At 48.2% G+C, this 12,929-nt stretch carries 10 protein-coding genes and 1 tRNA gene; 5 read left to right on the top strand and 6 right to left on the bottom strand.

The genetic code is table 11. The annotated features are described in order from the left end of the window. Positions 1–31 precede the first annotated feature (31 nt). Complete coding sequence (gene oppA, locus HED65_RS00875) at positions 32–1,663, bottom strand: oligopeptide ABC transporter substrate-binding protein OppA (protein ID WP_114977020.1); 1,632 nt, start codon at positions 1,661–1,663, stop codon at positions 32–34. 770 nt (positions 1,664–2,433) lie between these two features. Further along, complete coding sequence (locus HED65_RS00870; protein ID WP_021240330.1) at positions 2,434–3,081, bottom strand: YchE family NAAT transporter; 648 nt, start codon at positions 3,079–3,081, stop codon at positions 2,434–2,436. Positions 3,082–3,558: 477 nt separating this feature from the next. Here HED65_RS00870 and adhE point away from each other — a divergent pair, with 477 nt between their 5' ends. Next, positions 3,559–6,237, top strand: a complete 2,679-nt coding sequence (gene adhE / locus HED65_RS00865) for a bifunctional acetaldehyde-CoA/alcohol dehydrogenase (RefSeq protein ID WP_114977019.1) — start codon at positions 3,559–3,561, stop codon at positions 6,235–6,237. Between the two features lie 64 nt (positions 6,238–6,301). Here the strand turns inward: adhE and tdk are convergent, their stop codons facing one another. Beyond that, the gene (tdk, locus tag HED65_RS00860) at positions 6,302–6,916 is read right to left on the bottom strand and encodes a thymidine kinase (protein WP_114977018.1); all 615 of its coding nucleotides are present in this window, start codon (positions 6,914–6,916) and stop codon (positions 6,302–6,304) included. Between the two features lie 550 nt (positions 6,917–7,466). On the opposite strand from tdk, the gene hns reads away from it, so the two are divergent. Next, positions 7,467–7,880, top strand: coding sequence for a histone-like nucleoid-structuring protein H-NS (gene hns, locus HED65_RS00855; RefSeq protein WP_008502781.1), 414 nt, complete (start codon positions 7,467–7,469; stop codon positions 7,878–7,880). A 200-nt stretch (positions 7,881–8,080) separates the two neighbouring features. On the opposite strand, the gene galU is transcribed toward hns, so the two are convergent. The 3 genes from galU to rssA form a co-directional block, all read right to left on the bottom strand. Further along, positions 8,081–8,989 carry a UTP--glucose-1-phosphate uridylyltransferase GalU gene (gene galU / locus HED65_RS00850; RefSeq protein ID WP_028018769.1) on the bottom strand — a complete coding sequence of 303 codons (909 nt, stop codon included), beginning with the start codon at positions 8,987–8,989 and terminating at the stop codon, positions 8,081–8,083. 200 nt (positions 8,990–9,189) lie between these two features. Continuing rightward, positions 9,190–10,203, bottom strand: a complete 1,014-nt coding sequence (gene rssB, locus HED65_RS00845) for a two-component system response regulator RssB (protein ID WP_114977017.1) — start codon at positions 10,201–10,203, stop codon at positions 9,190–9,192. 91 nt (positions 10,204–10,294) lie between these two features. After that, positions 10,295–11,197: a patatin-like phospholipase RssA gene (rssA, locus tag HED65_RS00840; protein ID WP_114977016.1), complete on the bottom strand. Its 903-nt coding sequence runs from the start codon at positions 11,195–11,197 to the stop codon at positions 10,295–10,297. A 114-nt stretch (positions 11,198–11,311) separates the two neighbouring features. Between rssA and HED65_RS00835 the strand changes: the two genes are divergently transcribed. The 3 genes from HED65_RS00835 (at position 11,312) to HED65_RS00825 (ending at position 12,903) form a co-directional block, all read left to right on the top strand. Beyond that, positions 11,312–11,770: a YchJ family protein gene (locus tag HED65_RS00835; RefSeq protein ID WP_114977015.1), complete on the top strand. Its 459-nt coding sequence runs from the start codon at positions 11,312–11,314 to the stop codon at positions 11,768–11,770. A gap of 48 nt (positions 11,771–11,818) precedes the next feature. Then, the gene (purU, locus tag HED65_RS00830) at positions 11,819–12,661 is read left to right on the top strand and encodes a formyltetrahydrofolate deformylase (protein WP_023312104.1); all 843 of its coding nucleotides are present in this window, start codon (positions 11,819–11,821) and stop codon (positions 12,659–12,661) included. A gap of 157 nt (positions 12,662–12,818) precedes the next feature. Continuing rightward, positions 12,819–12,903: transfer RNA gene (locus HED65_RS00825), tRNA-Tyr, on the top strand. Positions 12,904–12,929: the final 26 nt, after the last annotated feature.

Raw genomic sequence — 12,929 nt, 5'->3', positions numbered from 1 at the left:
GGGGCGAGGAAACTCGCCCCACTCATTGCCATTAATGCTTGATAATATACAAGTTTTTAACGTAGATATTATCCATCGGGTCTTTACCGGTATAGCCACCTACCCACGGTTTCACCAGGCGGGCATTAACGTAGTAGTAAACCGGAACGATCGCGGAGTCTTTATCCAGCTGCTGCTCAGCTTTAGAGTACAGTTCAGTACGCTGTGCTTCGTCAGTGGTTTTCAGCGTATCGCCAATCAGCTTGTCAAACGCCGGGCTCTTATAGTGCGCGGTGTTGTTTGAGCTGTCGCTCAGCATGGTGTTCAGGAAGGAGGTCGGTTCGTTATAGTCCGCACACCAGCCAGCACGCGCCACGTCAAAGGTGCCCTGATGACGGCTATCCAGGAAGGTTTTCCACTCCTGGTTTTCCAGCTTCACGTTTACGCCCAGGTTCTTTTTCCAGATCGAGGCAACAGCGATAGCCAGTTTTTTGTGCAGATCAGAGGTGTTATACAGCAGGCTGAAAGTCAGCGGCTTATCTGCAGTGTAGCCCGCTTCAGCAAGCAGTTTCTTCGCTTCTGCGTTACGCTGCTCTTGCGTCTGTTTGAACCAGTCTGGCTCAGTCAGTTTTGCGCCATCGGTGTATGGAGGTGTATAGCTGTATGCTGGCAGATCGCCCTGGTTTTTCACTTTGTTCACGATGATATCGCGATCCAGTGCCAGTTTCAGTGCTGTACGGACACGTACATCGGTAAACGGTGCTTTCTGGTTGTTGATTTCGTAGTAATAGGTGCACAGATACGGATCAACATGCACTTCTTTAGGAATTTCTTTTTTCAGCTTCTGGAACAGTTCAATCGGCATGTTGTTATAGGTCATGTCGATTTCACCGCTACGGTAGCGGTTAACGTCAGTCACTTCGGAAGAAATTGGCAGGTAGGTCACCTGATTAATCACGGTTTTCGCGTTGTCCCAATATTGCGGGTTACGCTCCAGAACCATACGTTCGTTGACTACCCAGTCTTTCAGTTTGTAGGCACCGTTAGTCACGATATTGGCAGGCTGAGTCCATTTTTCACCAAATTTTTCTACGGCGGATTTTGGTACTGGAGAAACAGACGGGTGAACCAGCAGCTTATAGAAGTACGGAACAGGTTCGCTCAACGTAACTTCAAAAGTATTCGCATCGATCGCTTTCACGCCCAGGTCGGTGACCGGTTTTTTGCCTGCGATGATGTCATCAATATTGGCAATGTGGCCATATTGCAGGTAGCTCGCATACGGAGAGGCGGTATTTGGATTCGCCAGACGCTGCCAGCTATAAACGAAATCTTCGGCGGTAACCGGCGTGCCGTCAGACCATTTCGCATCTTTACGCAGATGGAAGGTCCAGACTTTGAAATCTTTATTTTCCCATTTTTCTGCCACACCCGGTGCAGGATGGCCGTCTACGTCAGTCACCAGCAGACCTTCGAACAGGTCGCGGTTAACGTTAGACTCAGGAACACCTTCAATTTTATGCGGGTCAAGAGACTGAACTTCCGCACCGTTGTTACGAACCAACGTTTGTTTTTCAGCCAGTTGAACACCTGCAGGTACGTCCGCAGCCATTGCAGCGTTGCCCGCGATTAGCGCAGTTAAAATCCCCGCCGCTACCAGATTTTTTTTTGTGATGATGGACATTGTGTTGGTACTCCACTCATTATAATGACTGGCTTTCGCCAGCTGTGTAATCCCCTGTTGGGGCCTGTACAGCGCAGGAGTTTTTTTTGCTGCTGCCAGGTTCTTCTTTTTACTTCTTGCTATCACCGACTTTTTTATTACTGACCGCTCGTATGGCCGTCTTGCGTCGATTCTTTACAGGCCTCCCCTGTTTGAGACCTGCGCTGGATATCTGAGAAGAGAAGCATATGAAAATAATTCTCATCTACTTGTTTTATGCTGCAAAATAGTAGGCCGGAAAGTATCAAATGGCGTAAACGCACGCCAATACATTTTGCAAATTTGTTAAGCAATTCTCTTTTACGGTGAGAGCCGTATCGTTGAGGGCAGCCCTGCCAGACATCAAACGCCACTAAAAATCATGACATTCAATAAGATAGAGAAAACCTTCTCTATAAGCGCGTCGCTGCGCTATCATCGAGAGTTTTTGTACAAAAATTTAACAACTGGTTATTATTTAGCACATTCATCTAGGGGAATGTTGAAATTACTAATATCATTTCGGTTATCTCTCAGCAAGCCCCAGAGTATCATGTGAGTAAAATAACAGAGCGATCGAAGGTTTTCTGCGCAGGCGGGTTAGGCGTGAATTAATAACTTATTGAAATACAAGAGATGAACATTATTAGTAGAATTTATTATGATATGTGAGCATTTCAACTTTAGTTATATGATTTGCTGATAATCACGTAAAAAAACGGAGCCATAGCTCCGTTCTTTCATATGAAATATTAGTGTAACAAGCCGGGGAAAATGCTTTTAATACCGGTGACAATAAATTCGATCCCTAACGCCATCAACAGCAAGCCCATGATACGCGTTATGACGTTGATACCCGTCTGGCCCAACAACCGCACCAGCCAGGGTGCCATACGGAATACTCCCCAGCAGCAGAGTGCGAAAATGGCAATGGCCACGGAAAAGCCAATCAAATGCATCAAGCTATGGTAACGCGTGCCCCAGACAATAGTTGAACTGATGGCGCCAGGGCCAGCCATAAGCGGTAAAGCCAGCGGTACCACGCCAATGCTTTCACGGATGGCGGTTTCTGACTTCTCCTGTTTGTTCTGTTTATCCTCACCCAGCTTACCGCTGATCATAGACATGGCGATGGTCACAACCAGGATCCCACCCGCAATGCGGAAAGAGTCGATCGAAATCCCGAAGAGCTGAAGAATGGCGTCCCCCAGAAAAAGGGAGGTGAGCAATATAATAGCCACTGACAGGTTAGCGGTGAGGTTGGTCTTGTTCCTGGCCGCCGCCGTCTGGTAACTGGTCATACTAATGAAGACAGGAATGATCCCCACCGGGTTGACCAGGGCAAACAAACCAATAAAAAATTTAAAATACGTTGGAAAATCAAAGAGCGTTTGGATCACGTTTTGCTCCGCTTGTGCGCATGCCCGGGACTGACAATTTGTCATGTGAAATCGCGCTGAAGATACCCTTTTTATTAGCATACTTCACTCGAAATCTGTGCCAAAACGTTATCATTTCAGGATGTTAAACATATGTAGAATCAATGATAGCGCCACTTCCAATACTTACGTAATTATTTAACACTGGAAAAATCTCAAAGAAATAACCCTGCTGAAAGGTATCAGCTTGGGGGAAAATTGACGCAGATCATGATTTCCGTACTCAGAAGTGAGTAATCTTGGTTACACCCCAGGGAGGTCACCTGACAAAAAGGGATGATGCTAAGGTAAGGCTCTTTTAGTAAATTAGTGTGCTGGTGTAGAAAGTAACTCTTTGTTTTATTTTGTGTTACGCAAGTCATATCAGCTCTGTCTATACTGTCTGACGTATCGAGCGCTGGTTTACTAAAAGAGTTTAAACATTATCAGGAGAGCATTATGGCTGTTACTAATATCGCTGAACTGAACGCCCTCGTCGAGCGCGTTAAAAAAGCCCAGCGTGAATATGCCAATTTCACCCAAGAACAGGTTGATAAAATCTTCCGCGCGGCCGCTCTGGCTGCTGCAGATGCTCGAATCCCTCTCGCTAAAATGGCCGTTGCCGAATCCGGTATGGGTATCGTTGAAGATAAAGTGATCAAAAACCACTTTGCTTCTGAGTATATCTACAACGCCTATAAAGATGAGAAAACCTGTGGCGTGCTGTCTGAAGACGACACCTTCGGTACTATCACGATTGCAGAACCTATCGGCATCATTTGCGGTATCGTTCCGACCACCAACCCAACGTCTACTGCTATCTTCAAATCACTGATTAGCCTGAAGACTCGTAACGCAATCATCTTCTCCCCACATCCACGTGCGAAAGATGCAACGAACAAAGCTGCAGATATCGTATTGCAGGCTGCTATTGCTGCGGGCGCACCAAAAGATCTGATCGGCTGGATTGATCAACCTTCTGTTGAACTCTCCAACGCACTGATGCACCACCCTGACATTAACCTGATCCTGGCGACCGGTGGTCCTGGCATGGTTAAAGCAGCGTACAGTTCTGGTAAACCAGCAATCGGCGTAGGCGCAGGTAACACTCCTGTTGTTATCGACGAAACGGCTGATATCAAACGTGCTGTTGCTTCTGTTCTGATGTCCAAAACCTTCGATAACGGCGTTATCTGTGCATCTGAACAGTCCGTTGTTGTTGTAGATTCTGTGTATGACGCCGTTCGCGAACGTTTCGCCAGCCACGGTGGCTACATGCTGCAAGGTAAAGAGCTGAAAGCCGTTCAGGACATCATCCTGAAAAATGGCGCACTGAACGCCGCTATCGTTGGGCAGCCAGCGTATAAAATTGCTGAACTCGCAGGTTTCACCGTTCCGGCAACCACTAAGATCCTGATCGGTGAAGTGAAAGTTGTTGATGAGAGCGAGCCATTTGCACACGAAAAACTGTCTCCGACTCTGGCAATGTACCGCGCGAAAGATTTCGACGATGCAGTAGAAAAAGCAGAGAAACTGGTTGCCATGGGCGGTATCGGTCACACTTCTTGCCTGTACACCGACCAGGATAACCAGCCAGAGCGTGTTGCTCACTTCGGTCAGAAGATGAAAACTGCACGTATCCTGATTAACACCCCTGCTTCTCAGGGTGGTATCGGTGACCTGTACAACTTCAAACTCGCACCTTCCCTGACTCTGGGTTGTGGTTCCTGGGGTGGTAACTCCATCTCTGAAAACGTTGGTCCAAAACACCTGATCAACAAGAAAACCGTTGCTAAGCGAGCTGAAAACATGTTGTGGCACAAACTTCCGAAATCTATCTACTTCCGCCGTGGCTCTCTGCCAATTGCGCTGGATGAAGTGATTACTGATGGCCACAAACGTGCGCTCATCGTGACTGACCGTTTCCTGTTCAACAACGGCTACGCTGACCAGATCACCTCTGTTCTGAAAGCGGCTGGCGTCGAAACTGAAGTCTTCTTTGAAGTTGAAGCTGACCCAACCCTGAGCGTTGTTCGCAAAGGTGCTGAACTGGCGAACTCCTTCAAACCAGATGTGATTATCGCTCTGGGTGGTGGTTCCCCAATGGACGCCGCGAAAATCATGTGGGTGATGTACGAACATCCTGAAACTCACTTTGAAGAACTGGCGCTGCCCTTTATGGATATCCGTAAACGTATCTACAAGTTCCCGAAAATGGGCGTAAAAGCGAAAATGATCGCCGTTACTACCACTTCCGGTACCGGTTCAGAAGTGACTCCGTTTGCGGTTGTTACTGACGATGCAACAGGTCAGAAATACCCACTGGCTGACTACGCACTGACCCCAGACATGGCGATTGTTGACGCCAACCTGGTCATGGAAATGCCGAAATCACTGTGTGCATTCGGTGGTCTGGATGCGGTAACTCACGCTCTGGAAGCTTACGTTTCCGTACTGGCGTCTGAGTTCTCTGATGGTCAGGCTCTGCAGGCTCTGAAACTGCTGAAAGAAAACCTGCCAGCATCCTACAATGAAGGGTCGAAAAACCCTGTAGCACGTGAGCGTGTACACAGTGCAGCAACCATCGCCGGTATCGCGTTTGCTAACGCCTTCCTGGGTGTTTGCCACTCAATGGCGCACAAACTGGGTTCTCAGTTCCACATTCCTCACGGTCTGGCGAACGCCCTGTTGATCAGCAACGTTATCCGTTATAACGCGAATGACAACCCAACCAAGCAGACTGCATTCAGCCAGTACGACCGTCCGCAAGCACGTCGCCGTTACGCTGAAATCGCTGACCATCTGGGTCTGAGCGCTGCGGGTGACCGTACTGCTGCGAAGATTGAGAAACTGCTGGCATGGCTGGAAAGCCTTAAAGCTGAACTGGGTATTCCTAAATCTATCCGTGAAGCTGGCGTTCAGGAAGCTGACTTCCTCGCCCACGTAGATAAACTGTCTGAAGATGCCTTCGATGACCAGTGTACTGGTGCTAACCCGCGCTACCCACTGATCTCCGAGCTGAAACAGATTCTGCTGGATACCTACTACGGTCGTGAGTTCAAAGAAGGTGACGTTGCGGCTGTGAAAACAGAAGCTCCTGCCATCAAAACTGACAAGAAAGCGAAGAAAAGCGCTTAACTGACAGTCTGATAAAAAACCCGCCAATGGCGGGTTTTTTTATGTCTGAAGAACAAGGTAAAGATTATTTTCTGTTGTCGTGCTGAATCGCCGTCAGTGAGCCTGTCGTTAACGCTTCTTTATAATGCTTACGGCAGACCGAAACATAGCGTTCATTGCCACCTATCACCACCTGTTCACCGTCTGCATAAGGCTTGCCGGCCTGGTCGAGACGAAGCACCATACTGGCTTTCCTGCCGCAAAAGCAGATAGTTTTGAGTTCAACGAGTTTATCTGACCAGGCAAGTAAATACTGACTCCCTGCAAATAGTTCGCCACGGAAGTCTGTACGCAGCCCATAGCAAAGAACAGGGATATCGAGTTCGTCTACTACTTCTGAAAGGGCATGAACTTGCTCACGCGTCAGAAACTGACTCTCATCAACCAGAACGCAATGAATAGGCTGTGCGGCATGTGCAGTACGAATGTCCTCCAGCAGGTCAGTTTGCGGGTTAAACAGCCGGGCCGGAGACGAAAGGCCTATTCTGGAACTCACCTTCCCTGCACCAAAGCGATCGTCAATTTCGGCCGTATAAACAACAGTACGCATTCCTCGTTCCTGGTAATTGTACGAGGATTGAAGCAGTGCTGTGGATTTGCCGGCATTCATTGCCGAATAGTAGAAATAAAGTTGTGCCATTGGCCGTAAAACCCTAATCAATGTGTAATATTCCCGATGATTGATTGTACCATATTTTGTCTGGTCAACAGCGACACAACGCACAGACGATGCGGTTCAGAGCGGAGTTAAGCGCCCTTCGACTACGAAAATAATCCGTTAAAACAGAGAGTAAACGCTATCAGTCAGGCCTATATGTTATAAGGTCAGTCAAACATAACACTTCTTTTTATAGTGGAATCAATGTTCATTAAAATTCACTATTTATTAACTATTACTGTCTTAACATCACTCAATGAAACTAATACGAAAGGCTGATATTTATCCGCAGCAACTATAATTCCTGCGGTAAATGTCACAAAAAAAAGATGCAATCGAGCAGGTTGCGCAGGCCTGGGCTGATAACAAGCAAGATTGTTGGGTGATGGAATTTAAGTTAGCGTAATTAATAATAGCGGCATTATTTAGTATTTTTTGAATTCCTTACATTCCTGGCTATTGCACAACTGAATTTATGGCTCTATTATTAGGTCAACAAACCACCCCCCATTATAAGTTTGAGATTACTACAATGAGCGAAGCACTTAAAATTCTGAACAACATCCGTACTCTTCGTGCGCAGGCAAGAGAATGTACCCTCGAAACGCTTGAAGAAATGCTGGAAAAATTAGAAGTTGTAGTTAATGAACGTCGTGAAGAAGAAAGCGCTGCTGCTGCTGAAATCGAAGAGCGCACTCGTAAACTGCAACAATATCGTGAAATGCTGATTGCTGATGGTATCGATCCGAATGAATTGCTGAACAGCATGGCTGCAGCTAAAACCGGCACCAAAGCAAAACGCGCTGCTCGTCCTGCTAAATATAGCTACGTTGACGAGAATGGCGAAACTAAAACCTGGACTGGCCAGGGTCGTACACCTGCTGTTATCAAGAAAGCTATGGATGAGCAAGGTAAACAGCTGGATGACTTCCTGATCAAGGATTAATCAAGCCACATTCCATAAAATCCCGCTTAATGCGGGATTTTTTTTAACCACAATTTTATCACCAACATCCCCTTACACTCTGTCATAGAATCTTATTCGGCTATTGCCATCGCTTACAAACAAACGGGATACGTGGTTGTTGTGGGCATAAAAAAACCGGTGGGCAGCGCCTCACCGGTCTCAAACATTTGCGGCCTTGGTTATTTCTTAATACCTACGCTCTCTTTGAGCCAGGTTTTAAATTCTTCACCCAGGGTATTGTGACGAATGCCATATTCAACAAACGCCTGCATATAACCGAGCTTATTACCGCAGTCATGGCTCTTACCTTTCATATGGTAAGCCTCAACGGTCTCTTTCTCGATCAACATATCAATGGCGTCGGTCAGTTGGATCTCATCACCCGCTCCTGGAGGCGTTTTAGCAAGCAGAGGCCAGATTTCCGCACTCAGTACATAGCGACCAACCACTGCCAGGTTAGAAGGCGCCACGTCGGCTTTTGGCTTCTCTACAACGCCAACCATTGGCACGCTTTCGCCAGGCTCAAGGTTAACGCCTTTGCAGTCAACCACACCGTAAGCGGTCACGTCTTCAACTGGCTCAACCATAATCTGGCTGCTACCTGTTTCATCAAAACGTTTGATCATCTCAGCCAAATTATCCTGAGAAAGATCTGATTCGTATTCATCCAGAATTACGTCTGGCAGTATTACCGCCACTGGCTCATCACCGACAACAGGGTGAGCACACATAACCGCATGACCCAGGCCTTTAGCCAGCCCCTGACGAACCTGCATAATAGTCACGTGCGGAGGGCAAATAGACTGCACTTCCTGTAACAACTGACGCTTAACGCGCTTTTCCAGCATGGCTTCAAGTTCAAAACTTGTATCGAAATGGTTTTCGATAGAGTTTTTTGATGAATGCGTAACCAGCACAATTTCAGTGATGCCGGCTGCGATACACTCATTAACGACGTACTGGATTAATGGCTTATCAACCAGAGGCAGCATCTCTTTAGGAATCGCCTTAGTTGCTGGTAACATCCTGGTCCCCAATCCCGCTACCGGGATAACGGCCTTTCTGACTTTCGAATTTAGGGCAGCCATTCAAATTCTCCTGAGCTGTTCAAGTTTTGAACTTTTATGCAATAAATAACGCGTTGAGTATATCAGCCTCGCCCCACAGTTCGGGTCTGAAAAGAACGCGTTGCCGATCAATTAGGATAAATACGCATGAATCTGGGCAGGGATAGTAGCACTCCCCGCAAAACACAGGTAAAGCAATCTTAAAATTAAGATCCAATTGCTTATTCCGTGGACAACATTAATCGTAACCGTCCCCCGGCACCCCAAATTTGGCACTGCCAGGAGGAGCAACGATGGCTAATTTGATTAAGATACGCTGTTCCCAGTGTCCCAAGCGGCACACCGTTACTTACCTGAATATGATGTTCACCCGTATTCAGTGAGGCGTTAAGACCCGCTGAAACGAGGATCAAATTCTTTAAACCACTATGGTAATAACCGACCAATAACGGAAACTGCCCAGGCAAATTGGCCTGACGAAAAAGTTGGTTCACTTGTTTTAGTAAACTGCCCAGTTCCGGAAGCCGTTGTCCCTGATGCGATAGCTGTTCTTGCAACAGACCATTGAATAGCGCACGAAGTAATAACGCCGCTAACACACCATTATCCCCCGCCCGGGTAACATCCAGGGAATAAAAGGCCAGGTCTGAATCAGACAGTGGTGCAATATCCAGCACCAGCCCAGGTTGGTCCGCCGCAACCAGTTGGCGATAGTTTATTCGACAATGTGAAATAGTTTGCTGTACGGGCGGCTGGAGTTCCTGCAACAGTTTAGCCGCAGCAGGAGGATTACTTACCAGGGCATCCCAGTCCTGAAACAGACGCTCCTCTTCCTCTACCCGGGAATTAAACATGTTCGGATAAAGACAAGCTAACACCGTCTCTCGTAACCGGTTCAGGTCCTTGACTGGTTTAAGCAGGATATCCTGAACCCCAAGTCGCAGCGCTTTGGCAATATCGGCCATATTCTCTGTGGCAGATATCACCAGAATCGGTGTCTGATTGCCTTCGTTACGCAAATGTTCAACCAGCTTCAGTCCGTTCATACGCGGCATCGCAATGTCACAAATCATCAGGTCGGGGGTGATGCTGACCATTTTTTCCAGCGCGTCGATACCATCTTCAGCCAGCGAAGTGATTGCTCCCATTGAGGATAACCACGAATCCAGTAGCGATCGGAAAACGACCTCGTCTTCAACAATCAAAATGTGTTTTCCGGCCAATGGCTGCGTCATGGTTCCTCCCCTGGCTGACAGTAATTAAATAGTGGCATGCTATCAGCACTACCGCCTGTCAGATTTTGCTGAAGTAATCAAAAAAAGGTGCTTAACGTGCTGTTCGCACAAAAGGCAACAGCTCGTCCATTTTCTTTTCGACGGCTATCGAGCCCGCTGCGATGGCGGCCTCAGCTCGATGGAAATCAAGGGTAGATATTTGCGGACAGTACGGTTGAATCAGAATATCTGGAGGGTCGCCGGCCATGCGGTTTCGCTTAAGGCGATTCTCAAGAACCTGGATAGAGGTAGTCATAATTTCAATTGCCGTCGGCGCAGTCACAGAGCGTCGTGCGGCCATACGCCCGATTCTTCCACGCAAACGTTCATGCCAGGCCAGTTTCTCACCTTCGACATCTTCACTCTGGAGATTCACCGGCATGAGGTCTTGTTGCATCAGGTGGGCGTCATGCTGTAAATCCACGGCAATGACGATGTCGGCACCCATTGCGCGCGTCAGGGAGATAGGGACCGGGTTAACAACGCCACCATCGACAAGCCAGTAACCGTTATGCGGTACAGGAGCCATTAATCCCGGCATACTGCAGGATGCACGAACGGCAAGATGGATATCACCTTCGGTAAGCCAAAGCTCGCGACCTGTGCTGAGGTTCGTCGCAACAGCGCCGAAAGGCATCTGACAGTCAGTGAAGTCTTCAAGAGGCATAACCTGGCGGAACTGATTAAAAACGCGTTCGCCGCGCAACAGCCCACCACGCTGCCATGAGAGGTCCATCAGGCGCAGCACATCCCAGTAGCTGAAGGAACGTACCCAGGTTTCAAGTTCCGGAAGCTTTCCGCACGCGTAAGCGGAGCCGACAAGCGATCCTATTGAACACCCTGCAACAATATCAACCTCAACGCCCATCTGGTTTAAGGCATTAATCACGCCGATATGTGACCATCCCCGGGCTGCACCTGAGCCCAGCGCCAGTCCAATTTTAACCTTTCTCATTAGCCCTGTTTTACGTCCCCTGGATTCCTGACATAGCGTCAACGCAACTGCTCAGTTAACATAGTGCTACCCGAAGCGTTTTACGCCCTTATTTTTTGTTCCAGGAAGAGAATCGTGTCTCAACTCTGCCCTTGTGGTAGCGCTCTGGAGTATAGCCTATGTTGCCAGCGATATCTTTCTGGCGATCAGGTTGCACCAGACCCGTCACACCTCATGCGTTCACGGTACACTGCTTTTGTGATCAAAGACGCAGACTATCTGATCAAAACCAGGCACCCGTCATGCCATGCTGCCGATTTTCGCCAGGACATTGAAGCTGGCTTCACCAACACGCAGTGGCTTGGACTGACCGTTTTTGAAGCGTCGGCCGGAAACGACGACAACGAAGGCTACGTCAGCTTTGTTGCCCGCTTTGTCGAGCGCGATAAAACGGCGGCCATTATCGAACGTTCCCGGTTCTTAAAGGAAAGCGGGCAATGGTATTATATTGACGGAACGCGCCCACAATTTGGTCGTAACGATCCCTGCCCATGTGGTTCAGGTAAAAAATTTAAAAAGTGTTGCGGGCAGTAATGCCTGACAACCCAGACTTCGCAAATACACAAACAGGATTTCCCGGCGATGCAATCACTACAACGTAAAGTTCTGCGCACCATCTGTCCCGATCAAAAAGGACTGATCGCACGAATTACCAACATTTGTTACAAACATGAACTGAATATCGTGCAGAACAACGAGTTCGTTGATCACCGTACCGGTCGTTTCTTTATGCGTACCGAACTGGAAGGTATTTTCAACGACACTACCCTGCTTGCCGATCTGGACAGCGCGTTGCCGGAAGGTTCCGTACGTGAACTGACGCCTGCAGGTCGACGCCGTATCGTGATTCTGGTGACCAAAGAAGCACATTGCCTTGGCGATCTGTTGATGAAAGCAAACTACGGTGGCCTGGATGTCGAAATTGCTGCCGTGATCGGCAACCACGAGACGCTGCGCACACTGGTTGAGCGTTTTGATATTCCGTTCGAACTGGTGAGCCATGAAGGTCATACACGTGAAGAGCACGACGACCTGATGGCGCAGGCCATTGAAGCGCATAATCCCGACTACGTCGTGCTGGCGAAATACATGCGTGTGTTGACGCCATCCTTCGTGGCGCGTTTCCCAAACAAGATTATCAACATTCACCACTCGTTCCTGCCAGCCTTTATTGGCGCACGCCCTTATCATCAGGCGTACGAGCGTGGCGTGAAGATTATCGGTGCGACTGCGCACTACGTGAATGACAACCTGGATGAAGGTCCAATTATCATGCAGGACGTGATTCACGTGGATCACACCTATACCGCAGAAGACATGATGCGTGCGGGACGTGACGTCGAGAAGAACGTCTTAAGCCGTGCGTTGTATCAGGTGCTTGCCCAGCGCGTCTTCGTCTACGGTAACAGAACTATCATTCTTTAATCTTTTGGAAAATGAATTGATTAGCTTTGCGCCTTTACGGATAAAAAGCAGCCAAACAACTTCATTTCCCTAAAGGAATGCTTTACAGGGGCGTCTCATTTGATATGATGCGCCCCGCTTCCGACAGGAAGCAGGCCAGTAAAAAGCATTACCCCGTGGTGGGGTTCCCGAGCGGCCAAAGGGAGCAGACTGTAAATCTGCCGTCATCGACTTCGAAGGTTCGAATCCTTCCCCCACCACCATCTCTCAGCAGTACCTCAAAATTAGA

The sequence above is a fragment of the Pantoea sp. LS15 genome (genome assembly GCF_012241585.1).
GTDB lineage: Bacteria > Pseudomonadota > Gammaproteobacteria > Enterobacterales > Enterobacteriaceae > Enterobacter.
Note: the sequence above shows the minus strand (reverse complement) of the source record. Positions and strands in the feature narration are given on the sequence as shown.